Genomic DNA, 24,416 nt, shown 5'->3' with positions numbered 1-24,416 from the left:
TCATACTCTTTGCATTACTTATTTAAGTCAAATTGTTCAAGTCAAATCATTCAAGCCAAATCGCGATGATGCTTTTGCGTCTCCGATTTGGTTTTTTTTGTATAAGCATTAATGTATCACATAGTACTTTTGAACTATTTTTAAATAAAAATGTTTAAAATTTGCTACAATTCCTCGTTTTCCACACATTACATCTATAAAATCCATAGTTTTTTGTCGAATAAAACAATGTAGTGATCAACAGACACAGAGGAGCAAGAACTATGACTAACGCAAAACAAACAATTCCATGGTGGAGCAGGTTTCTCAGATCGTTTTATTTAATGAGAACAAAATTAATGGTATCTTTTTTGGCTGTCTTATTGATTCCAAGCATATTGATCGGATACTTTTCTTATCAGGGGGCTACAACGCAACTCACACAGCAAGTAGCTGGTTCTGTGTACACGAATCTGTATCTGATCCGAAGCAATGTCAATCAGTATGTAACGCCCATTATGAAGGATGTGGACGTGCTTGCCACTGAAATCAAATCTGATTCCATTGCTTCCGACGAAGATGCCCTTCAGAAAAAATTGAATGTCATCGTCAAGGCTCATCCCGAGTTGGATGCTGCGCTCCTCGGCAATACGAAAGGACAATACATTCGTACGCCGAATAAAAAGGAGGCCGATTATGATCCAAGGGAGAGAAAATGGTACAAAAACGCGATGCAGGAGAAGGGCAAAGTATTTGTCAGTGTTCCAGCTGTCAGCGTCACGACAGGGAATTTAGTGGTTAATTTATCGAGAACACTGGAGGACGGTCAAGGAGCTATTTCCCTGGCTTTGAATTTGGACAAAATGAGGCAAAACCTCCAGTCTGTGAAGATTGGTGAACGCGGAGGACTCTTTATTGTTGATTCTAATCATAAAGTTGTGTCTGGAGCTGGAGCAGCCTTTAACAATTCAGGCAAAAAACCGACAGACACCATTGAGGGACTTCCCGAAGTAGAGAAAAACGCTGAAAATGATACTCCTTCCATATCACAAATTAAATTTATGAATAGAGACGTATTGGCCTTTACACTCAAGGACCCTGTTACCGGGTGGAACATTGTCGCACTGTCGGATCTGGAGGATTACAGTGACGCTGCCCGACCGATTTTGAAGCAAAGTTTGATTGTGATTGTTATTTCCGTACTGATCGCTGCTATTATCATCGCGCTCATGATTCGCTCGTTCCTGATTCCGCTGCGCAAGCTGCAAGCAGGGACACGTATCGTCCGTGATGGAAATCTGACCGAGCGTGTTAATCTGTCCAGTAAGGACGAGTTCGGCGAGCTGGCACAGAATTTTGATCAGATGACACATGCCCTGCACACCATGGTTTCCGAGGTCAATCAAACGTCCTCCCGACTTGCATCCTCTTCCCTGATGATCAAGGAAAGCACGGAGCAAACGACCGAATCTGTACAGCATGTAGCGGAAACCGTCATGGAATCGGCCGAAAATGCGGCCACCAGCGCCGAGGCATCCGAGCAAACAGCTAATGCCGTTGAAGAAATGGCCAAGGGTGTCAGCACCATTGCCGAATCAGCAAGCTCCATCGTAGACTCAGCAGGACATACCGAGGATGATGTTGCTCAAGGCAGCAAAATGATTAGCAATGTACGGACACAGATGGACCGTATTCTAGAAGCCGTAAGCCAAACGGCCAGTCTGATGGATGAGCTGTCACAGCTCTCCGATGATGCCAAGCAGATGAATAGTGCTATTGCTGCCATTGCCAAGCAAACAAACTTGTTGTCCCTGAATGCATCCATTGAGGCTTCCAGAGCAGGCGAAGCCGGGCGTGGATTTGCCGTTGTCGCTGTAGAAGTACGCAAGCTATCGGAGCAATCCAAGGAAAGCGCGGATTCCATCAGTCAGATTATTACGCAGATGCTGGATCTGATTCAACGCTCTACCGCTACAATGAACGGCAATGTTCGTAGCCAGGTAGGCGAAGGATTGCGCATCAGCCAGGATGCAGAAAGTGCCTTTGCGAATATTGAGCGCTCCACATCTCATATCGTGGAGCAAATTCAAAGCGTATCCGCGGCTGCTGAAGAAATTTCGGCCAGCACGGAAGAAGTCTCGGCTACGGTGACCCATTTGGCAAGTCTGTCCCGCAGCTCGGCGGACAGTTCACAGACTACATCTGCTGCCGCTCAGGAGCAGATGGCGGCAATGGAGGAAATCGCCTCTTCATCTCAAGAGCTGTCCAGAATGGCACAGGATTTGCAAGAACTCGTGAAGCGATTCAAGATTTAACTTCCACATCACATTGTTGCGATTCCATGCAAGTTAAGGATAGGCAACGATCCATCGGTTCTGTTTAGCTAAACAAGCCTTCGTCCGTATACGAGGGATTGACCCCTGTCTTACTAACAAGGTCAGTTCCTCATTACGAGCGAGGGCTTTGTTTTTATATGTTGAATGATCGTATCTTGTTGTCAACTTATATGTTCATCTGCCCGGTTAACTGGCGCCGTTTGTTCCCTTGCGGGTCATGCTCCACCGTGATATCCTGATGAAAAATGGCAGTGGCCCGTTCTTCCCTGTCATACGTCGGCCATTCCCTTTCTGGCAGCACAGGCTTTCCAATACGTGCAAAGGTCACCCAAGCCTGCTGCATATCATGAGCCAACGTCCGCATCGATGGTTGAATATCTAAACCGAGCTTGCCTAGCAGCTCCAGATTATCGAAAACAAACGCAATTTCCGCGCCATGAACCGCTTTTCTAAAGGTAGGATGTCCCTGAAATGTCCAGTCAAAACGATACATCCATACCGGCGCGTATGCTGACTGTGCAGCCGCGAGAGCCAAGGCAGGGCGCCAAAAAATTAGATCGGTCAGCATTTGCGCCTGATCCTCAATCGTAACGGGAAAAGGTTCTGTCAGCTCGGCGGCATCCGGCATACCCGTCATCATTTCCAATGCCTGGCTCGCTGCCGTTTTGTCCATGAGATGGGATTCCTTACGGATGAAATAGTCCCCTTCATGCAGGTTCGTTCCAATCAAAACCGACACCTGCTTGGCTGAACCTTGTGCGATTGCAGACAGAGGTACGTCTGGCAAGGTCACCCCGTCCACAACGGGTTGGTAAATCATCGCCATTCCTGGTCGGAGTACTTCATGCGTTTTCGCCATAGCGAGCATCAGCGCGTCGGTCGGCAGCGTAAACAACCGCTCAGGATGCTGAGTATCTACACCCAACTGCTGAAGATACATAGCCGTCACTTGCTCAGCCTGTGAAGTCGGCAATACCTGCGACGCCCCGCTCTGTAAGACCGCGCGCTGGAATAAGCCTTCAGCGGCTGGCATCGCCAATAAGGCGGCAATGCTCATCGCGCCCGACGATTCACCGAACACCGTCACCTCATTCGGGTTACCGCCAAAGGCAGCGATGTGATCCCTGATCCATTCCAGTGCGGCAATTTGATCCAGCAGTCCCGCATTCGAGGTCAGACCTTCTCCCCGTGGAGTCAAATGCAAAAATCCTAATGGCCCCAGTCGGTAATTCATCGTAACGACGACAACGTCACCCTTTTGCGCCATCCGCGCCCCGTCATATAAAGGAATAATTCCAGACCCGGTGACGAAGGCTCCCCCATGAATCCATACCATCACCGGACGCCCCTCCACAGGAGCCTCTGAAGCAGGTGCCCACACGTTCAGGTACAAACAATCCTCCGATTGCTCAGGCGGTTCTACCAGATTTCCGGCCATGCTGTCTGCTGATGGCAAAGGCTGTGGACAGATCGGCCCAAACCTCGTCGCAGCCCGCACATCCTTCCAAGCCTTCAAAGGCTGCGGTGCGTGAAAACGCAGTGCTCCAACAGGAGGCTGGGCATATGGGATACCTTTCCATACATGATATCCGTTCCCCGATTCCCCGCGTAACTGACCTAAACGGGTATGTACTATAATGCTCTCCAACATGAACCCCCCTTTATCTCATATGTTTAACAAAACGGTATAAAATTTCAATCCTTACATATCTCTATTATACCTTGTGTACAGGGACAAACCAAAAATTGAATGAAGCCAAACAATCCTTTATAAGGTGAAATACAAAAAACCGGAGGCACTTTGGGCGCTCCGGCATGTTGTAGACAAGATAGAACATTGGCAGTTACTCTTGAACCTCTTCCTTCGGAATCAGCTTGTAAATTTCTTCGCTCTCCAAAGAGTCAATTAGTCGGTCTAACCATTTATAATAAGCTACGGCCTGCTTCATTTTCAGACGGTCCTGCTGAAGAATTGCCTTAAATTCTGCATATTCTCCCCCCTGTGCTATCAACCTGTCCAATTCATCAATGGCTTTGCGCAGCACCAGCAAATTCGTTTCCACCGCTTTTCTCCATTTAATAGCGAAGAAGTCAGTGAACGTTTGGTACCAATCATATTCGACCTCATACAGGTCCTTGCGTGAGCCTTTGCTCCACACCTTGTTCACCATTTTCAGATCTAATAGCGTCCGGACCCCCGTGCTCATGCTCGTTTTACTCATTTCCATTTCACGGCCCATCTCATCCAGCGTCATCGGTTTATCCGCAAAAAACAGCAAACCGTACAAATGCCCCGCAGACAGAGTGATTCCATATAAGTCCATGTTTTTGCCTATAGCTTCTATAACACGTTTGCGAATTTTTTGCAGCGAAGCCTGCTGCTCATCACCTAACTGGTACAAGCTCATGCTTGCAACCTCCTAATTTTAGAGCATTTTGCACAACTTAGTATGAACGATTTGCCCGTAACTGATAAGCTTTACGCAATATATGAATTCTTTCTATTATAAATGAAATGTTTCAAAAGCAAAGCTTCTGTCCATATTACAACAGCATGGTCGTTCAAAATCATAATTCGCAAAATTGCTAATGATAGTAGATTTTTAAAATTATGGATATACATAAATCTTTTTTCTTATGGTTATATTTCATTGTCTATTTTAAAAAAAGCACTATCGGTTGTAAAGCTCCGAATGGTTGAGCATTCTAAAGAATGAAGGAGCATATCGCAGTAAATATTGTACAGTTTTTTCTGTACATACTTTATGAACAGTTTTTTTGTTTGAAAAGTAAGTAATGCTTTGTTACAATTAAATTTGTCATTAACCGTTCAGGATGCCCAAAATTATGATTTTTTATTACTCAATCCATCATGCAACATGGGGTTAATACCAAGCAAAGTATAGAAAGAAGAGGTGTATGTATGACGATTTTGGAAGTCAAAAATGTCAGCAAACTCTTTGGTCCTCACGCAGAGCAAGGTGTTGCGCTTCTGGAGCAAGGCTGGGGCAAGGAAAGGCTGGCCAAAGAGAAGCAAATTACTGTTGGTGTGAATAGAGCCAACATGGAAATTAAGCAAGGTGAAATTTTCGTGATTATGGGACTATCAGGCAGTGGCAAATCCACCTTGGTGCGAATGCTAAATCGCTTGATTGAGCCTACCTCAGGTGAAATACTTGTCCACGGCAAGGATCTCCGTAAGATGAACAAAGAACAACTCCGCGAAGTTCGCCGTAAAACCATCAGCATGGTTTTTCAAAAATTCGCACTGTTTCCACATCGGACTGTATTGGAAAATGTCGAATATGGCCTTGAAATTCAAAAGGTAGATAAAGCGAGGCGCCAGGAAAAGGCACAGCAAGCGCTGGAACTGGTTGGTCTTAAAAACTGGGGCGATAAAATGCCCGATGAACTGAGTGGCGGTATGCAGCAGCGTGTCGGTCTGGCACGGGCGCTAGCTAACGACCCTGAAGTGCTCCTGATGGATGAAGCGTTTAGCGCATTGGACCCCCTCATTCGCCGCGACATGCAAGATGAGCTGCTAGAGCTTCAAGATAAAATGAAAAAAACGATTGTGTTTATCACCCATGATCTGGATGAAGCGCTGCGGATCGGAGACCGGATTGCATTGATGCGGGACGGGGCGGTTGTACAAATCGGTACGCCGGAAGAAATCATGATCCAACCGGCTAACTCATATGTAGCGCGCTTCGTCGAGGATGTGGATCTGTCCAAGGTGTTGACGGCCGCCCATGTCATGCTTCGTCCAGAAACCATTACCATGGATCGTGGCCCACGTGTTGCTCTGGAATTGATGCGGGAACGCGGGATTTCCAATCTGTTCGTCATTGACCGTGCCAAAAAGCTGCTGGGTGTTATCAATGCCGAGGATGCTGTTCATGCACTACGCAACCATTTGAAGATTGAAGATATTTTGATGACAGACGGGCCACAGGTTGCTGCTGATAATGTCATTAACGATTTATTTGAAATTACAAGCTCGTCCAAGGTGCCGCTGGCTGTCGTCGATGATAAGCAGAAGCTGCTGGGCGTTATCGTCCGTGGAGCTTTACTGGGCGCACTTAGTGGAGATGTACACACTACAAAGGAGGTGAATGCCCATGATACCGAAACTGCCAATCGCTGAGTGGATTCAATCCATTGTAGACTGGATGGGTATTCATCTGGCAGGTTTATTTAATATTATTTCTTCCGTTATTGAAGCGGTAGTAGGCTTTTTCTCAGGCCTGTTTATGCTCCCGCACCCGCTGGTGTTCATCGTGATCATCGGGATTATCGCCTTTATGATCGGCCGGGTTCAGCTTACGCTGTTTACCGTCATCGGCTTCCTGCTGATTGACAATCTCGGCTATTGGAGCGAAACGATGAATACGCTCGGACTCGTCATCACGTCTGCGCTCGTATCCATTATTATCGGGATTCCTATCGGGATCTGGTGTGCATACAGCAAATCGGCGTCACGCATTATCACGCCTTTGCTTGATTTTATGCAGACGATGCCTGCGTTCGTATACTTGCTCCCTGCGGTTACCTTTTTCAGCTTGGGCGTTGTCCCAGGCGTAATCGCCTCTGTTATCTTTGCCATCCCGCCAACCATTCGTATGACGAATTTGGGGATTATGCAGGTGTCAGGTGAATTGATTGAAGCCTCAGATGCATTTGGTTCCACATCAGCGCAAAAGCTGTTCAAAGTGCAGCTTCCACTGGCATTGCCTACCCTTATGGCTGGTATTAACCAGACGATTATGTTGTCACTGTCCATGGTGGTTATTGCTTCCATGATCGGTGCGGAAGGCATCGGTGCGGTAGTGTACCGTGCTGTGACACAGCTGCAAATCGGTAAAGGTTTTGAAGCCGGCTTGGCTGTCGTTGTCCTGGCTATTGTGCTTGACCGTTTCACGCAAAACCTGTTCAAGCCAGCGAAAAGAAGCAAAAGCCGTGTATCTGGCAAACAAAAAGTGTGGATTGCCTCTGCAGTTACAGCCGTCATTCTGATCGCCGGCGCATCTCAATATTTTATTGGAGCGGATCATTCCGCAGCTGGCAAAGGTAAGGCTGCCGCCAATCCGGTTGGCGAAGAGGTCGATTACAAGATTATCGGCATTGATGCCGGAGCAGGTATAATGAAATCGACCGCCAAGGCGATTAAGGACTACAATTTGTCCGACTGGAAGCTGGTAGAAGGCTCCGGTGCAGCCATGACGGCAACACTGGACAAAGCCATTAAAGCGAAAAAGCCGATCATTATTACAGGCTGGACTCCCCACTGGATGTTCAACAAATATGATCTCAAATATTTGGAAGACCCTAAAAAGTCATACGGTGAAGCCGAGAGTATTCATACGATTGCTCGTAAAGGACTGCAAAAAGATGCTCCAGTCGCTTACGAATTCTTGAAGCGGTTCAAATGGACACCGGAAGATATGGGTGAAATGATGGTCGCCATTCAAGCCGGAACCAGCCCTGAGCAAGCTGCCAGGGATTGGGCTGAGAAGCATGCCGATAAGGTACAGGAATGGACTCAAGGTCTGCAACCTGTCAATGGAGACACCTTTAAGCTGAGTTATGTGGCTTGGGATTCCGAAATTGCAAGTACAAATTTGCTGAAATATATTTTGGAAAACAAACTGGGTTACAAAGTAACCGCATTGCAAGTTGAAGCTGGCCCGATGTGGACGGGTGTCGCCAGCGGTGATGTAGATGCTTCACCAGCAGCATGGCTGCCATTAACACATGCGGACTACTGGGCTAAATATAAGGATAAGCTTGACGATCTGGGTGCTAATATGACCGGTGTTAAAACGGGATTGGTCGTTCCAGCTTATATGAATGTTAAGTCGATTACTGATTTGCAGGATAACGGAGCCGCTGCGGCTCCAGCTTCCGCCACTGCTGGAACTTCGGCAAGGAGGTCGGCTACCGTATTGTCGGTACCGACCCCGGCGCCGGCTTGATGAAGCTGACTGCCAAAGCCATGAACAACTATGGCCTGTCCGACTGGAAGCTGCTTGAAAGCTCTGGCGCTGCCATGACAGCTACTCTGGACAAGGCAATTAAAGCCAGGCAACCTATCGTTGTAACGGGCTGGACCCCTCACTGGATGTTTAACAAGTATGATCTGAAATACTTGAAGGACCCTAAGAAGGCATATGGTGATAAAGAAGAAATCCATACGATTGCCCGCAAAGGCTTGAAACAGGATGCGCCTATTGCTCATGAATTTCTGAGTCGCTTCAATTGGACTGCCGAGGATATGGGTGAAGTCATGATCGCAATTCAGGACGGTACCGCCCCGCAGCAGGCTGCTAAGAACTGGGCCGATAAGCATCCAGACAAGGTGCAGGAATGGATCAAGGGATTGCAGCCCGTCAACGGCGATCCTTTGAAGCTGGCTACGCTGCTTGGGATTCTGAAATTGCCAGTACGAATGTATTGAAATATGTGTTGGAGCAAAAACTGGGCTACAAAGTAACGGCCCTCCAGGTTGAAATTGGTCCGATGTGGACCGGCGTTGCCGGCGGAAGTGTAGATGCTACCGCCGCAGCATGGCTGCCATTAACACATGCCGATTACTGGGCTCAGTACAAGGATAAGGTAGATGATATCGGAACCAGCATGACCGGGGTGATGTCCGGACTTGTCGTTCCATCCTATGTCCCGATTAATTCTATTGAAGACCTAAAAACGCAATAATACGTTGATTCATTTATATATTTATAACCAAAAGGCAGATCAGGAGTAACACCTGATCTGCCTTTTTTATTTCGAATATTTGGAGTTACTTTCAGCCTTTAAACGTAAAGCTTTCTTGAGTGGGAACATCGGCTTGCTGCCCTACCGTCTGGTGCTGTCTAAAGAATAGCGGATAAATAGCGAAGGACACCAGCAAACTCACACAGCCAATGACGCCCAAAGCAATCGTATCCTTAAAGACATACGAGATATCCAGTCCTTTGAGCGTAATATTTCGCACAGCATCCAGGTAATACGTCAGCGGTAATATTTCGGCAAGCCCCCGCAAGAAACCGGGCATGGCTTCCAGTGGCCACGTATAACCAGATAGCATAAAGGAAGGAACAGCAATCAGCATCAGGGTTTGAGTGGCATCCACTCTTGTCTTGGAAAAAAGACTGAATAAAAACCCTAAACCGCACAATGCAAAGTTGAAGGCCAACGACACCATAATCAGCGGGAGAACCTGCCCCCTGAATGGAATATCAAAGCATAACGCGCTGATACTGAATACAGTCAGCACATTGAAGGCTCCCGCTGCATAATATGGTGCCAGCTTGGCAATAGCCAAGCGCCAGGGAGTATTTTTCCATACACCAAATCTCCCCCACGTTCCTGCTTCCTTATCACGTGTGCAGGATAAGGCAATACCCAGCAGCAAGCATTGCTGGAGAGCCGCCGAAATAACCCCTAATGGCATAAAAAGCTTATAATCATAAACCGGGTTAAATAGCACTCTGGATCGGAACGGGATCGTACTGAGCGTTGAGGCCGCCTGATCCGCGTTCATTCCCTTTTGCTTCATAGAATTGATAGATACTCCGGCACTTACGCTACTGATGACCTGATTAGCGATCCGGCTGGCACTATTGGAATACATCATGTTGCTGCCGTCGATCAGGGTTAGCACCGGCGGATTCTCCCCATGCTTAAGCCGAGTGGTAAAATTGTCGGGAATCACGATCCCAACCTTGGCTTCCCCGGTTTCAACCTGACGGACAGCATCCTCCTGATTGGTCGCTTGCAATGTAACGGCAAATGAGTCTGTCGCATCGAACGCCTGGATAATTTGGCGACTGAGCTGCGAATTATCCCCGTCATACACCGTGACAGGCATCTCGGTAATCCGCTGATGTGAATACAGGAAGCCGAATAGTATCGTATACACAATCGGCGTAATCAGCAGAATAGCCATAAAGCGGCGATCGCGGAAGATGCTCAGCCATTCCTCGCGAAACACATCGCGGATACGAAGTCTTTCCTGTTGATCCTGCATCTTATTGCGCCCCTTTGCCTGTAAACAGAACGGTAGAGCCCGTAGGAACCGATGCAGCAAGGTCCGGCAAAGCTACCTTAACCCCAAAGGAACGGACATCCTTATCGCCAGAGCTTTGGCTCGGCTTTTGAATGGCGAAGTCAGCAGCGGATTCCAATAGAATCACTTTACCCTTCAGCTCCTTGCCACCTGCCAGCAATTTAATTTGAACGGTATCCCCTGCTTTTAGACCGTTCAAAGATGTTTCCGGTACATAGAATTTAGCCCAACGCTGTGTTGAGGTTTCGATGGTATAGACCGGGAAGCCTGCACTAGCCATTTCCCCCAAGCTAAGCGATTTGGATTTCACGATTCCATCCTCGGATGCACGCAATGTAGTATAGCTCAAATAGGTTTGCGCTTCCTGGAGGGCGGCTTCCGCTTGTGCTACCTGTGCATTGGCACCTTCAACCGCAGATTGTGCCTGCTCTACCGTCGATTGCGCCGCCTTCACAGCGGATTGCGCTTGCTCTACTGAAGCCTGAGCAGCTTTGACATCTTCCTGTTGCAGAGCAACTTTGCCCGCTCCTGCCTGTGCTTCCTTCACTGCAGCCAAGGCTTGATGGTATTGAGCTTCAGCCGCCGTAATTTCCTCCTTGCGGCTTCCCTCCCGCGCCATATCCAATTTTTGAGATTCTACGTTATACTTGGCCACTGCCTGTTGATGTTCCAATGTCGCCTGATCCAAAGATGCCTGGGTTGCTGCTCCGGCTTCTTGAAGCTTTTTGGCACGCTCCAGATTTTTAACAGTCAGGTCCAGCGTTTCCTTGGCTATCTTCACAGCTACTTGCGCTTGCTCAAGCTCTTGCGGTCTTGCACCGCTCTTGAGGGCGTCCAGCTTTGCTTTGGCGGCGCTCGCAGCCGCTTTTGCCTGTTCAATCTGGCTGGAGGAAGCCTCAGCGGTCACACTGACCGATGTCGTGCCTTGGCTTTTCTTGGCCTGAGCGGCACTCACAGTAGCCTGTGCCTGGCCTACTCCTGCTTGAGCCTGCAGTACAGCGGCTTTCGCTTTGGACACATTACTCTTGGCTGCCAGCAATGCCGCCTGTGCCTGCTTCACTTTATCTTCCAGCTCGCGACTTTCCAGATGAGCTAACACCTGCCCCTTTTTCACCTGATCGCCCTCTTTGACAAGCATCTGGTCAATCCGTCCTGCCATTTTAAAGCTGGCATTGAGCGTATCCGACTCCACATAAGCCGTAGGAATGGAAGAAGACTGATCCGCAGACAAGCTGCTGCCTCCGCGTGGAAAAGCAGTTAAGGCATAAATACCTACAGCGATTAAAATAATAAGTACGGCGTAAATCGAATATTTTTTAGCTTTCATGTTCTCATCACTCCCACTTGTCTATTAATGTTGCATCCCCAGCGCGTTACACACAAATAACTCAATACTTTCGCGAACTTCCTGCACATTCATCGTTTCGCCCCAAACCATTGACCGCATCGGAGCAAAAATGTAAATGCCAAACAGGCAATTTGCCGTCGTTTTCGCATCCAGCTTGCTCGAAATTTTCCCATAGAGCTTGCCAGAGTCGATCTCTGCCTCCATAAAATCAAAATAATCAGCCAGCACCTGCCTAATATTAAAATGCTGCTCTTGCGAAACCCATCCTTTACTGACCAGTAGACGGCAAAAATCCGGCTCTCTCGCAATAAACTCAATATGTACCTGGATCAGCTTGCGAACCCTAAGTTCTACCTGATCCTTAGGAGTTTGAGCCATCGCTTCATGGATATCCTGGACAAAACGTTCCATCCCCATCTTCAAGATGTAAATGTACAATTCTTGCTTATTTTTAAAATTATAGTACAACGTTCCTTTGGCGATGCCACATACCTTGGCGATCTCCTCCATATTCGTTTCATTAAAGCCTCGTTCGGAAAAAGCCTTGAGTGCGCCGTTAAAAATAATTTCCTTTGTCTGCTGTTTCATGCTTCCTCCTTTTTTGAACTGACCGTCCAGTACAAAAATTATGTATTCATTATAAGCCTATGCTTAGTTATCCAGCAATAGGAAAAATGCAAATCATTCATTTTAGACGTTTCGTCTAAACAGTCATTCTAAAAGAGCATTTTGTATATAACGTAAAAAACGGATTGAATCAGTGAGGGGGTCACTCATTCAATCCGTTATTTTATAAAAGCTGCCGATAAAGGGGGACGTATTACAATTTACCAGCCGCTTTCAGGGAAGGCCGATTATTTTTTGACCGTTTGATTGTATTGCGCGATTTTTCCTGTAATTTCTTGTGCAGCTTGATCCAATGCCTGTTTTGGCTGTTGTTGGCCACTGAGAACTGCCTCGATTGCACCTTCAACAATTTGACGAGCTTCCGGGAATACACCCATCACAGCACCTTGTGTAGCGGTAGATTGCGCCGATGCATGCAATTGGTCCACCGCCGTCTGGAATTGCGGGTATTTTACCATATTGTCTTTAAGTACCTGCTCGTTATAAGCGGCTTTGGTGATCGGAAAGTATCCGGTATTCACACTCCATTGTGCCTGTACAGCCGGGGAAGCAACAAATTTAATGAATTCCCAAGCTGCTTTTTGCTGGGCTTCAGGCTTGTTGTTCATAATGTACAGGCTCGCGCCACCTACCACGACGCCGCCTTCTTTAGCATCATTTGCTCTTGGCAGGAATCCCGTGCCTACTTCGAATTTATCGCCAACCTGTTCCACAATATTACGCAGTGAAGCAGTGGAATCCAGAGTCATAGCAATTTGTCCTGCGGAAAAGGCTTTAGCAGTATCGTCCGAGTTACGTCCCAGATTGGATACAACCTTTTCATCAATCATTTTCTTCCACCACGTCAGCGTTTTCACACCTGCATCCGAATTTAGCAGCGATTCGGTTGCAACCTGATTGCGCCCGTTGCCATTGTTCACATAATCCGCATTCTGATTGGCAAACAATTGCTCCATAAACCAGCCATAGATGGCGATGGATGCACCGGATTTACCATCCTTGCTCAAGGCCTTGGCAGCCTTTTCGAATTCATCATAGGTTTTCGGAGGATTGGCCGGGTCAAGTCCCGCCGCTTTGAACGCATCCTTGTTGTAGTACAAAATCGGGTTTGACGTGTTGAACGGCATTGCGTTCAATTTGCCGTCAATCGTGTAGTATCGCGTAATATTCGGCTCTAGCTGGGACAGATCGAACTTGTCTGCATCAATAAATTGTTGAACAGGTGTGATCATTTTGGAGTCGATCATGAATTTGCTGCCGATTTCATATACCTGAATGATATCCGGGCCGCTGTCAGAACCAAGCGACGCTTTCAGCTTGTTCAAGCTGTCATCATATTTGCCCTGGTATACAGGCTCTACCTGAATGTCCTTGTGGCTGGCGTTGAAGTCAGCTGCGATCTGCTTGATCGCTTTTTCACCGTTACCGGACATCGAATGCCACCAAGTCAGCTTTACTGGAGAACCCGCTGCTGCCCCAGTATTACTACCATTATCCGGCTTCTCTGCCGCCGTATTGTTGCTGCAGCCTGCTGCAACCACCATCGCAGTCAGAATAAGCAGGGTCAAGGTACTTTTCAGACGAACAAATCTCATAATCTCTTTTCTCTCCCTTTGATTGAATCATAATCTCGCATACGAAAATCTTTTACGGTGCTTTTTCGTGATCAAGCTTTGTATATAGGCTGCTTGCGCAGGTGTTGCTGTTAACTTGGATATTAACTTTGAATCAGAACCTTAATATGGGCTTGTCAGCCTTTCAGCGCACCCGCTGCCATTCCGCGTACTAGCTGCTTCAGTCCAAAAATCAGCAGGAGCAGAGACGGTAAAATGACAAGCGCGGTACCTGCAAACACAAGATTCCATGAAGTGGATTCCTGAAATTCGAGCATGGAAATCCCAATCTGTACGGTACGCATATTTTCGCTATTCGTAATCAGCAAAGGCCACAGGTATGAATTGTACATGTTCAGGAACGAATATACAGCCAGTGTTCCGAGTGCCGGGCGCGATAGCGGAAGCACATGGAACAGAAAGTAACGGATATGTCCACATCCGTCCATGCGGGCAGCCTCGAACAGTTCCTTTGGAAGCTGGAGAAAAAATTGTCTTAACAGAAAGGTTCCGAAGGCTGTTGCCAAAAATGGAACCGTCAGTCCCTGATATGTATCAAGCCAGTTCCAGCTGCGGACCGTCAGGTAATTCGGAATAATGGTCACTTCCCAAGGGATCATCATCGTGGCTACAAACATGCTGAAAATAAGATTTTTTCCCTTAAACTCCATTTTGGCAAAGGCATAGGCCGCCAGGCTGGCTGTAATGAGCTGACCGATCATCGTAAGGCCCGAAATGAGAAAGGTGTTGCCGATAAAGGCAGCTATCGGAACGATTTCAAACACTTCGGTAAAATTGGCCAAATGAAAGGAATGCGGAATAAAGTGCGGTGGATAGGCACTCGCTTCCTCAGGCGACATCACCGCCATAAAAAACGTATAGATGACTGGGTATAGAATCAGAGCAGCCGCTATCGTAAGCAGTACATACAGCAATGTTGAATTAAGGCGTCCTTTCATTGGTAATGCACCTTTCTTTCCACCCATTTGAACTGAATCATCGTAAGCAGCAGAATGACGACAAACAATACAATCGCCTGTGCGCTCCCCGTGCCGAATCGGAAATTAACGAAGGCCTCCTGATAAATGGAATATACGAACACATTCGTACTGTTCACCGGCCCGCCCTTGGTCAAAATGTTAATTTGCGCAAAAGACTGAAAGGCCCCGATGATGGAGACTACCGTCACAAAAAAGATCGTTGGCGATAGCAGTGGCATGGAAATACGCCAGAACGTGACCAGTGGACCAGCACCATCCATTTTGGCACTCTCATACATGTCGTCTGGAATCCCTTGCAGTCCGCTGGATAAAATAATGTAATTGAAGCCGAGATTCATCCAAATGGTCATGATGGCTACGGAGAGCAGCGCCCAATCTGGACTGGTCAACCATGGAACCGGATTGATATGTAGCAGGGAAAGCACGTAGTTGAACATCCCGAGTGTCGGATGAAAAAGGAACTTCCAAATGACGGCGGATGAACCAACCGACAGCACCATCGGTAGTGAAAACGCGAACTGAAAAATGCGCATTCCGCGTAGTTTGCTATGGGTGAGTGCAGCCAGCACGAGCGCCAATAAAATACCTACAGGGACCGTCAATAGCGCAAACAGGAGCGTGACCTTGATCCCTTGTAGAAACTGCCCTGAGCTGAAAAGCACAGTAAAATTGTCTAAACCTACATAAGCCGCAACGTTTCCTGCTGGATCTGTGGAATGCAGGCTGAGATAAACTGACTTCAACATCGGATAAAACATAAATACAGCAAACAAAATGAGAGATGGAGCTAAAAAGGTATACGCGAGCGCATTTTCGCGCAGTCTCTGTATTTTTAGCGAACCTGTGCGTATATGGGCCTTAGATGAAGCCAGTTGCTGGCTCGTCCCGAGTCTCATTGATTTGTTAAGCTCACTCAAAACGGAGCACCCCTTTCTTTTCAAACCAACCTCAGTAAGTGTATCGTTTTGATGTAAAGGGAACATCAAGTGGACTGGAGTATAATGTTAATTTTCTCCTCTTTGTAAAAAAAGCTCCTTTTCATAGGTATACGCACAATGACATAGACTCCTGCATACGATGCATCATTACATGGTATGGAGGTTAGAGGCGAATGTCGTACAGCACCGTCAGTCCACAAACGTTGTATCAGGCCAGACCGGAATTACAGACAGAGCTTCCAAAGGTTCGGCAACACCTGCATCAAAGGCTCAAACCACACATCAATCAGACCGTCCGCGTACAAACGATGGATCATCATGTGTATGAAGGAACGATTGTTCACATCGACGCCGATCATCTGTATATAAGGGTTCCTCAGCCTCATCATTCGCCTTCCCCAGGTACCCCAACCCCTTATCGTTCCTATACCTACAACAATGTCATTCTGCCGCTGGTGCTGTACACGCTACTGGTGATAGTACTGCTGAGCTGATGACCGATCCATCCAGTTGCATGACAAAAAACCTCCAAATTCGTGAACAGCCGACCATCGGCATATTACGAAGCTGGAGGTTTTACATATTTATTTTACATTTTATAAATGAAGCATTACATAAGATATAAATGATTACTTGCCTCTATACCCGATTCCCGTCCCAGGACAGCTATAAAATACTCCAACGTGTCTGTATGCGGAAGATACCTAAATACCTCACGCTCATCCCGGTTCATCAGAACAACATTTTCGCTTGAATCCAGCGGATCCCTTTCCAGCTTGGCCGATGAAATATGGTGATAGTTAATGAACTTAACCCATGGAGTTCCAGCAGTGAAACAACAAAAAATGAGCCGTTTGGACGTCACCGCCAATATCCCACAGCACGGTGTGTCCTGCGGGCTCGGTTGCCAATCATACGTACAACGAATGCATGACCGGATATGTTCGCCCGCCTCTAATATCTCGCTAATAGCTCGCAGTTCCTCTTCCTTTGTGTTCATCCCGTCTCATCTCCTGTTCGAGGCTGAGGAACGAGTCGCTTGTATATCAAGAATTGGGTGAGCTTCTGCGGCTTGTCCCTCAACCTTATTCGTTTTCAGCCAGATTAAGAGTTTTACGAACGGACAAAAACCTACCTCAACTGTTCATTGAAACAAGGATGGATATGTACAATTTAACATGGTAACGGGGAGTAATCAACAAGCAAGCTACCACTCTTTTTGGAGCATGATTTGATGGTCAGGATCATGCTGAAAGCTGTGCTAATTTCGTAAACAAGGAATGGTATGCGTTCCTTCTTGGCAAGCTAATGCGAGAAAACGTCAGAACGGAGAAGATGCCAGATGAAATTTAACCGATTACTGTCTGCAAGTATCACTGTTTCCTTGTTCTGTGCCAGCTTTTGCCCGACACCCTATACCGATACAATACAGGCCGCATCGTACGCCTCTCCTGCTCCAACAAAGAGTAGAGCCTATTATGAGGAACGAGGGGATATTGTATGGGAAGTTCCTACCCCTCGCAAGGTGATTGCCCTCACCTTCGACGATGGCCCTGATGAGAGTAAAACGCCCGCCATTCTGGATTTGCTCAAGCAATACGACGCCAAGGCGACCTTTTTTGTCGTCGGCAGCCGTGTAGAAAAACTCCCGCACATTGTGAAGCGGGAACGAGAAGAAGGTCATGATGTCGGCAACCATACCTTTCATCATCCATCCTTCCATCGTATTTCCCGTAATAAAGCTCTGTCTGAAATGGATCAAGGCCAAGCCAGCATCGTTCAAGCAACGGGGACAGAAACCCATTTTTTCCGCCCACCGGGTGGTTCCTATAACGATACGCTCGTTAAACTATCTAAAGAAAAAGAGCTGAAAATAATTTTATGGTCCTGGCATCAGGATACCCTGGACTGGCGAAAACCCGGTGTACACCGCATCGTCAATAAGGTACTTCGCAATGCCCGCAACGGCGATATCGTCCTTATGCACGATTATGTATATAAAAGTACGCAAACCGTTGAAGCCCTCAAAATCATTTTACCTGAGCTGAAAAAAAGAGGGTTTGCCTTCGTCACCGTATCCGAACTACTTGCCAATCGTAAGACGCCCGAAGGACTTATTGAAGTGAACAAATGAAAAATAGGGAGTGTTTGAGGTAAATATTACCTATGAAATCATTGGCTACATAAAACGTTCTTCGTACGGAAAATATATTTATGAATTACCACTATCTCAAGGAGGCAACAACATGAAAAAAGCAATTTTGACTGTAGCGTCCCTGGCTGTATTTTTGTCAGCAGGATCGATGGTATCTGCGTCTGCACCCGCAACTGAAAAGCAAGAGCACAACATGCACCAACATAAAGTTAAAGCTCACGCGAAGCATGAACACAAGCTGCACGCCAAGAGCAAGCATGAGAAAGGTCATAAACTGCATGCACGTGAAGCTGCACCTGGCAAAATCATCGGAGGAAAAAGCATTCATGCGAAAAGTATGAAAGCAAAGGCAACTAAATTGCCAAAAACCGGATTTGGTGGCGCGAGCGAGCAAATGAATTAGGGAGGGTCAAAAGGAGAGGGTTAGCTTGTAAACCCTCTCTCTTTCTTCATATGAACAATAAGTGGATCATTCGTATCATAGTTGGATTGATTTTGCTGGGTAACACAAGCTGTTCGTCTTCAGCTGAACATCATGGTAACTCCATCCACGTCCCGGCTAAGCCTGAAATTCAACAACTTAAAACGACAAAGACCATACAGATTACAAATAAACCTTTTCCAGGGATCATTCCACATAAAATCGATATTCCTGCGGTTCGTATTCATTCGATAATAGAACCAGTAACCTACTTAGAAAATGGTCAAATGGGCGTTCCAGGTAATACGGATCGAGTAGGATACTTATCTACTGGTATATTGCCAGGAGCAGCAGGTAATGCAATTATGGACGGGCATGTTGATACATACACGGGCCCAGCAGTTTTTTATCCTCTTAAAAAACTGCAAAGGGGAGATTTCGTGTATGTGACTGGTGGTGGCGGTTGTAAGCTTCAGTTTGTTGTGGAGTCGGTAAAATTTTACCTAACCTCCGAAGCACCGATTCAGACGATTTTTGGCCCTACAGAAGAGCACCGTTTAAACTTGATTACCTGTGCCGGACGCTACAGTCGAAGCAAGAAGGAACATGAAGGGAGACTGGTCGTCTTCACCAAATTGGCACACAAGAATTCAGCCTGTGAGAAACTTACGCTTCAAAACAAGGACAATTCCAAAAATAACCCAATCATTTTTCAAGGAGAATGAATAAATGTGCTTAGGATCAGAAAATTACAATTGCTGTGCATGATCTTAATACTCATCCCTGCTTCCAGCTTCTCTTTATTTCGTGCACAAGCCGAGCCAGCTAAACAAGATAACGTTGTCCCCTTTCTTCAAGAGCTGTTTGCTGACCGTACCCGGTTGTTGATGGATCAGGATAAAAAACATATCAAGGACCATTACTTGTTAACAGATAAACGAAGCAACTACGCGTACCTTCATGAAATGAACAGGGCCGAATACATTCAAGAATGGGCCAAACATCGTAATCTGAAAATTGTGAATGCGGAAAGCTCCATTCGGATAGCCCGAGCCGAAGTATTGGGCGATACAGCAAAAGTGTCCCTTGTTCAATCCTTGAAATTGAGTTATGAGTATCTCGATAACTATCCAGGTCAGCACGATTTTGGAATTGGAACTCGTCATGGTATTACATTGAAAAAAAAAGATAATCGTTGGTACGTGGAACGTGAATGGTATTCAGATCCTCTGGAAGAGAATTCAAAAAAGATTCAAAAATCCGATTTATTTTTTACTCCCCATAAAGATGCCGCAACACCAGAGAGGGTAATTCATAAATACAACCGAGCACGCGCCGTTGATTATGCTAACAAATATGCAGGAACGACATGGGGAGCAGGTAATGGCCAGCGATACAACCAAAAATACCTGGATTATAACTCCAGAGGTGGCGACTGTACCAACTTTTCCTCCCAAGTTATCGGGGACAAGGAGGAAGGCGGTGGGCTTCCTATGAAATCAGGGTGGCATTACTTGTATGGCAATGGTGGAAGCCAAGCCTGGGTTCAGACAGACGCATTTAAAAATTTTCTGATACGCTCCGGCTATGGAAGGATTATAGGACAAGGAAGCTTCTCCGATATTGTCCAATCGGTTAACGAGCGGCAGCAGCATCTCGACAAACCCCAGTTGCTTCCAGGTGATTTAATTGCTTACGTATTAAACGGAGATGTTGACCACTTCTCTGTTGTAGTCGGATTTGATCAAAGTGGATACCCTTTAGTCAACTCCCATACCGCGGACCGTTTCAAAGTTCCCTTTGACCTGGGATGGGATAAAAACACTAAATATTTGTTGATTCATATACACGATTAAGCACATAACACTTAAGACTTGTTCATATCCCGGAGATTGCTGTCATATTAATAATATGGACAGCTTCTAACTGGGGTGAAAAACAATTTGAAATTGCCTCTTATATTAAAACAAACCATGGTGAGAGCTAACGCGATGATTGTCGTAAAAGCCATCGGCCTGGTTGGAAAAGTATTCATGACACGACTTGTTGGTGCTGAAGGAATAGGTCTTTATCAGCTAGCCTATTCCTTCTATGGTTTAATATTGATGATTATTTCAGGGGGATTGCCGACAGCTTTGGGTATGTTTACAGCGAAGCATACAGCAAGAGGCTGGCGGTTGTTCAAAGTTTTTGCAATATTTCTGATTATCACAGGTTTGGCATGCAGTGTCTTAACCTTTTGGCTATCAAAGCCGATCGCTTATTTGCTTGGCTATCCGAAGCTCGATGTTGTAATTCGATGCTTTTCCCCTGCTATACTGGCTGTTCCCTTGCTAAGTCTGCTGCGCGGATATTTGCAAGGTCTTGAAAGATACACCGCGATTGCTCTTTCGGAAATCATAGAACAAACCGCCAGAATCGGTACTTTAATGTGGCTAGTGCCCATTTTTATTCAATCCGGCATCGAGCTTGCTGTAGGCGGAGCGGTATTGGGAACTTTTACAGGCGCGTTGTTAGCCTTCGCTTTGCTTACTGCTATTTTTATGTACAATCGTCCTTCTGTCGCTATATCTCCCCCATCGACACGAACAGATTTACCTTTGGTGGTACATGCTTCATTTGCTATTGCGCTTACACGCTTGCTTAACCCGGTTTCCGACTTTATGGACGCGATCATCATCCCTCAACGATTACAGGTTGCTGGCGTTTCTTCCAAAGAAGCAGCGGAGATGTTCGGTATTGTCACAGGTATTGCTCTTGTCGTGGCATATATGCCTACCTTGATTACAGGCTCATTAACACACACACTCACAATGAAAATAACCGCAGATTGGCAGAATAAGGACTATAGCTTATTCTACAAAAAAAACCAGGCGGCCCTTCAGATAGCATGGGTCTGGGGATTAGCCTCAGGTTTTTTCATTTTTGAATATGCCTCAGAAATCTCACTATTTGTTTTTGGTATACAAAATGCCGAGATCCCCATAAAATCATTAGCAATGTTACCATTACTCGTCGGATTGCGGGAAATCACAACAAGCATCTTATGGGCACAAAATCGGAAAAAAACTCCCTTTATTGGGCTTGGCACAGGAGTTCTTGTCAACTTCATGATTCTTTATTCCTTAGTTGCCATTCCCGGACTTGGATATGCCGGTATGTCTCTGGGAATCATCATGCTGGAACTGATCGCAACAGCCTGGAATTTCAAAGCCCTGGAACTCTTTCAGCGAACCAACTCCCGTACAGCCGTTATGCTGTTAGTGGATATTCTGGTTTTTGAAGTCATTCTTATTATGGTTACACTGTGTTCCAAGCTGCTATCCTCATTGGGCTGGCCGCAGACAGGCCTTATCATTATAGAAATACTTCATTACTGTTTTTGGTGCGCTCTCTATTTAAAAGTACGCTTAAAGAGGGTTTTCGAAGAATAGACAAGGCCTCGCACAAGTTTATTCAACTCGTGCGAGGCCTGATCTGGTTCATTAATATATCGACCTCTAAATCAGCTATTTTCCATCTTCCTCTTGTCGAACTGGTCAAGACTATCGGCCTGACTGCTCGTGCTGGTCCCGCCAGTTCTCATCTGGGAAACCTGCATGCGTTAAGCGAAGCTGTGTGCCATTCCCGCTAAGTTTAAGCTCAACAGTGAGCACCGTTTTATGCCCCTTCATGCCCCCTTCCCCAGTAACCCAGGTCAGTTTAATAAGGCGATCTGGTTCAAGTCTTAGAAATCTTTCGTAATGCGGATGGCGTTGCCCTTTTAAAGAACGAGTTAACATACTAACGATACTCTGTATGATAGCAGCAGTTACCTGATCTATAATTGTAGCTTGGGAAGACATTGGAGTTTCGAGAGAAGCACTAATAGGAAATGGACTGTCTTTATCTAGGAACAATCTCGATTTCGGTATATATGCTGGCAGGTCAGAAAGTAAGTCATAAAATACCTGCTAATTTATATAGTGTTATTGTTTTTTTCTAGGTGGGAGCGTCATGCTAGGCTATCTTTCCATATTTTTTTGCTGACACTTTTTCGTAACTTTATAAAAAAAGGCTCCCTTTCGAAAGCCTCAGGCTGCGAGACTTTCTCGACAGCCTGTCCATCTTACCATGTCTTTTTTTCTCTTATCTACTACAAGGGGATAATACCAAACAGCCCAGCGCTTTTTACTAGTTAATTGACTTTATAGACCACAACAACAAACAGTTCTCCATACTTTCTGTTTCCAACAAGATGGTTGCCTCACCTCCACTTCACCCTCTCAAGATATCAAAGAACAAAAAAGGATTCCGTTGGATAATATGCCCGATCATCGACTTTATAAACCTCGAGAACAAGATGGCTCGGATATTCAATGCTTACCTTCACTTCGGAAGGATGGGAACGTGAGATGATAAAACGGTGACTGTCAGCGCCATGTCTCAACTTCTCATGTCCTTTACTTTTTCTCCCGTTCTGCATGTCCCGCACAATTTCCAGCATGCCGCCCTCTCCCGTTAGATTGTTGGCCTGAACATGGAGAAGAAAAAAGTCTGATGTCCACAAATGCTCAAATTTTTTCATAATGAGTGTCCTCCTCTTCGGCCCAAAATTCTTGACCGAGGGATTTGTCGATGTGCTTGATGGTCGTCTGATATCCGCATTTGGCGCAGATTCCAGATTCATGCAATGAATCTTTAATAAACGTGTGCAGCCCATACCGTTCAATTAGGAGTTCATCGCATTCTGGACAGTAGGAATTTAAAGCTTCACCTTCAAAAGCATTGCCGATATAGGCATAATTCAAGCCTCTCTCCAGTGCTCGGTTTCTGGCTGTGACCACATCTTCGATTGGCGTTTTCTCGTACTGCATATATTTATAATCCGGATGGAATCTCGTGAAATGAACGGGGATATCGGGGGAAAGCTCGTTCAGAACAAAATCGATCATTTTATCATAATCCTTGATCGTATTTGTAAGACCGGTTACTACCAGATTGCTAATTTCAAAGTGGATACCTTTACTATGAACCACTTTGGTATTGTCAAGGACAGGCTGAAGCCATCCTTTGGTGAATTTGTGATAATAGTCTTCGTCAATGGCTTTGATGGATATTGCAAACACATCCATAACCTCGCATAGTTGCTCCACGGCCTCCTTGCTAAGAAAAAAAGCCGATTTAAACAGGCTTCTGATGCCATGCTTTTTGGCTTCCTTCGCTGTGTCTATGACAAATTCAAACCAAACAGCTGGGTCATTATATGTCCAGGACAAAATATCCACATTATTCTCCAGGGCCATTTGAATGATATCCTGGCTCGTGTATTCATGAATATGCTCCGGACTCGTATATTGGAACTGCGAATATTTCCAGTTTTGACAGTAATCGCAGTCCAGGTTACACCCGAAATTCCCCAGCGACAATATTTTGGCTCCCGGACTAAATTGGAACAATGCCTCTGTTTCGATCCTCTCCACAGTAACATGCGTAGCTTTCCCGTAAGACTGGGCATAGAGCGTACCTTCCAGATTTTTGCGCACCTTACAGAATCCCACGCCATTCTCTGGAATAACGCACCCTCTGGGGCACAGACCGCATTGGACTTTATTGTTTTCCAATTTTGTGTATAAATACGCTTCCTTAGTCCGGTCTTTCCACTCTTTGTGCAGATTGAACCTTTTTACATTTTTACTATACTCATTGCTCATGAAAATCCCTCCACAATTCAATGTAATGGCAAAAATGACTGCAATTTTAGAGACTTTCTATTCCATGTCTGAGATTCAGCTAGTAGATAGTATAATTAATCAAACAAATTCCTTTTTGTTACAGCGATAAAAGTCACACTGTTCTTTTTATATTAAACTTTCTTTTTATTTTTTTGACTTTTTTATGTAAAAATTATCACTTTTTTTCATAATAAACTATGATAGGTTAGACGAAGA

At 45.9% G+C, this 24,416-nt stretch carries 20 protein-coding genes and 1 pseudogene; 9 read left to right on the top strand and 12 right to left on the bottom strand.

The window, feature by feature from the left end; translation table 11 throughout:
- The first annotated feature begins 263 nt into the window (after positions 1–263).
- Entirely contained in the window at positions 264–2,294 is a 2,031-nt protein-coding gene (locus GCU48_RS17565) for a methyl-accepting chemotaxis protein (RefSeq protein WP_152380907.1), read from the top strand.
- Positions 2,295–2,481: 187 nt separating this feature from the next.
- Here the strand turns inward: GCU48_RS17565 and GCU48_RS17560 are convergent, their stop codons facing one another.
- Both GCU48_RS17560 and GCU48_RS17555 read right to left on the bottom strand, forming a co-directional pair.
- Positions 2,482–3,963: a carboxylesterase/lipase family protein gene (locus GCU48_RS17560; protein WP_152382196.1), complete on the bottom strand. Its 1,482-nt coding sequence runs from the start codon at positions 3,961–3,963 to the stop codon at positions 2,482–2,484.
- Between the two features lie 196 nt (positions 3,964–4,159).
- A complete protein-coding gene (locus tag GCU48_RS17555) occupies positions 4,160–4,723 on the bottom strand; it encodes a GbsR/MarR family transcriptional regulator (RefSeq protein WP_025721148.1) in 564 nt (187 codons plus the stop codon).
- 515 nt (positions 4,724–5,238) lie between these two features.
- Here GCU48_RS17555 and GCU48_RS17550 point away from each other — a divergent pair.
- Together GCU48_RS17550 and GCU48_RS17545 are read left to right on the top strand one after the other, a co-directional pair.
- Entirely contained in the window at positions 5,239–6,462 is a 1,224-nt protein-coding gene (locus tag GCU48_RS17550; protein ID WP_152380906.1) for a quaternary amine ABC transporter ATP-binding protein, read from the top strand.
- Positions 6,437–9,029, top strand: a pseudogene (locus tag GCU48_RS17545) (glycine betaine ABC transporter substrate-binding protein). Before GCU48_RS17550 ends, GCU48_RS17545 begins: the two are co-directional and overlap by 26 nt.
- 91 nt (positions 9,030–9,120) lie before the next feature.
- On the opposite strand, the gene GCU48_RS17540 reads toward GCU48_RS17545, so the two are convergent.
- The 6 genes from GCU48_RS17540 to GCU48_RS17515 all read right to left on the bottom strand — a co-directional run bounded on the left by GCU48_RS17540 (position 9,121) and on the right by GCU48_RS17515 (position 15,889).
- The gene (locus GCU48_RS17540) at positions 9,121–10,344 is read right to left on the bottom strand and encodes an ABC transporter permease (protein ID WP_152380905.1); all 1,224 of its coding nucleotides are present in this window, start codon (positions 10,342–10,344) and stop codon (positions 9,121–9,123) included.
- Position 10,345: 1 nt separating this feature from the next.
- The gene (locus GCU48_RS17535) at positions 10,346–11,710 is read right to left on the bottom strand and encodes an HlyD family secretion protein (RefSeq protein ID WP_152380904.1); all 1,365 of its coding nucleotides are present in this window, start codon (positions 11,708–11,710) and stop codon (positions 10,346–10,348) included.
- Positions 11,711–11,734: 24 nt separating this feature from the next.
- Positions 11,735–12,319: a TetR/AcrR family transcriptional regulator gene (locus GCU48_RS17530; RefSeq protein ID WP_152380903.1), complete on the bottom strand. Its 585-nt coding sequence runs from the start codon at positions 12,317–12,319 to the stop codon at positions 11,735–11,737.
- A 266-nt stretch (positions 12,320–12,585) separates the two neighbouring features.
- Positions 12,586–13,953: an ABC transporter substrate-binding protein gene (locus GCU48_RS17525; protein ID WP_152380902.1), complete on the bottom strand. Its 1,368-nt coding sequence runs from the start codon at positions 13,951–13,953 to the stop codon at positions 12,586–12,588.
- A 155-nt stretch (positions 13,954–14,108) separates the two neighbouring features.
- Positions 14,109–14,930: a carbohydrate ABC transporter permease gene (locus tag GCU48_RS17520; protein ID WP_025717181.1), complete on the bottom strand. Its 822-nt coding sequence runs from the start codon at positions 14,928–14,930 to the stop codon at positions 14,109–14,111.
- The gene (locus tag GCU48_RS17515) at positions 14,927–15,889 is read right to left on the bottom strand and encodes a carbohydrate ABC transporter permease (RefSeq protein ID WP_152380901.1); all 963 of its coding nucleotides are present in this window, start codon (positions 15,887–15,889) and stop codon (positions 14,927–14,929) included. Before GCU48_RS17515 ends, GCU48_RS17520 begins: the two co-directional genes overlap by 4 nt.
- 194 nt (positions 15,890–16,083) lie before the next feature.
- On the opposite strand from GCU48_RS17515, the gene GCU48_RS17510 reads away from it, so the two are divergent.
- On the top strand, positions 16,084–16,404 hold the full coding sequence (locus GCU48_RS17510; RefSeq protein WP_025717179.1) for a hypothetical protein: 321 nt from the start codon (positions 16,084–16,086) through the stop codon (positions 16,402–16,404).
- A 116-nt stretch (positions 16,405–16,520) separates the two neighbouring features.
- Here GCU48_RS17510 and GCU48_RS17505 read toward each other — a convergent pair whose 3' ends face one another.
- Positions 16,521–16,910: a hypothetical protein gene (locus tag GCU48_RS17505; RefSeq protein WP_152380900.1), complete on the bottom strand. Its 390-nt coding sequence runs from the start codon at positions 16,908–16,910 to the stop codon at positions 16,521–16,523.
- A gap of 342 nt (positions 16,911–17,252) precedes the next feature.
- Between GCU48_RS17505 and GCU48_RS17500 the strand changes: the two genes are divergently transcribed.
- The 5 genes from GCU48_RS17500 (at position 17,253) to GCU48_RS17480 (ending at position 21,920) form a co-directional block, all read left to right on the top strand.
- Positions 17,253–18,044, top strand: coding sequence for a polysaccharide deacetylase family protein (locus GCU48_RS17500; RefSeq protein ID WP_152380899.1), 792 nt, complete (start codon positions 17,253–17,255; stop codon positions 18,042–18,044).
- A 112-nt stretch (positions 18,045–18,156) separates the two neighbouring features.
- Positions 18,157–18,468 (top strand): hypothetical protein, encoded by a 312-nt coding sequence (locus GCU48_RS17495; protein WP_152380898.1) that lies wholly within the window; start codon positions 18,157–18,159, stop codon positions 18,466–18,468.
- 92 nt (positions 18,469–18,560) lie between these two features.
- A complete protein-coding gene (locus GCU48_RS17490; protein WP_231503595.1) occupies positions 18,561–19,211 on the top strand; it encodes a class F sortase in 651 nt (216 codons plus the stop codon).
- 6 nt (positions 19,212–19,217) lie between these two features.
- Positions 19,218–20,342 (top strand): amidase domain-containing protein, encoded by a 1,125-nt coding sequence (locus GCU48_RS17485; protein WP_152380896.1) that lies wholly within the window; start codon positions 19,218–19,220, stop codon positions 20,340–20,342.
- Positions 20,343–20,417: 75 nt separating this feature from the next.
- Positions 20,418–21,920 carry an oligosaccharide flippase family protein gene (locus GCU48_RS17480; protein WP_244315745.1) on the top strand — a complete coding sequence of 501 codons (1,503 nt, stop codon included), beginning with the start codon at positions 20,418–20,420 and terminating at the stop codon, positions 21,918–21,920.
- 111 nt (positions 21,921–22,031) lie between these two features.
- Here GCU48_RS17480 and GCU48_RS17475 read toward each other — a convergent pair whose 3' ends face one another.
- From GCU48_RS17475 to amrS, 3 genes are all read right to left on the bottom strand, one after another.
- Positions 22,032–22,268: an SRPBCC domain-containing protein gene (locus tag GCU48_RS17475; RefSeq protein ID WP_244315743.1), complete on the bottom strand. Its 237-nt coding sequence runs from the start codon at positions 22,266–22,268 to the stop codon at positions 22,032–22,034.
- A gap of 491 nt (positions 22,269–22,759) precedes the next feature.
- Complete coding sequence (locus GCU48_RS17470) at positions 22,760–23,053, bottom strand: hypothetical protein (RefSeq protein WP_152380894.1); 294 nt, start codon at positions 23,051–23,053, stop codon at positions 22,760–22,762.
- A complete protein-coding gene (gene amrS, locus GCU48_RS17465; protein ID WP_152380893.1) occupies positions 23,040–24,179 on the bottom strand; it encodes an AmmeMemoRadiSam system radical SAM enzyme in 1,140 nt (379 codons plus the stop codon). The genes GCU48_RS17470 and amrS overlap by 14 nt, the downstream gene beginning before the upstream one ends.
- Between the last annotated feature and the right edge of the window lie 237 nt (positions 24,180–24,416).

The organism is Paenibacillus brasilensis, assembly GCF_009363115.1.
GTDB lineage: Bacteria > Bacillota > Bacilli > Paenibacillales > Paenibacillaceae > Paenibacillus > Paenibacillus brasilensis.
The sequence above is the reverse complement of the archived record's forward strand: the minus strand, read 5'-3'. Positions and strand labels throughout refer to the sequence as shown.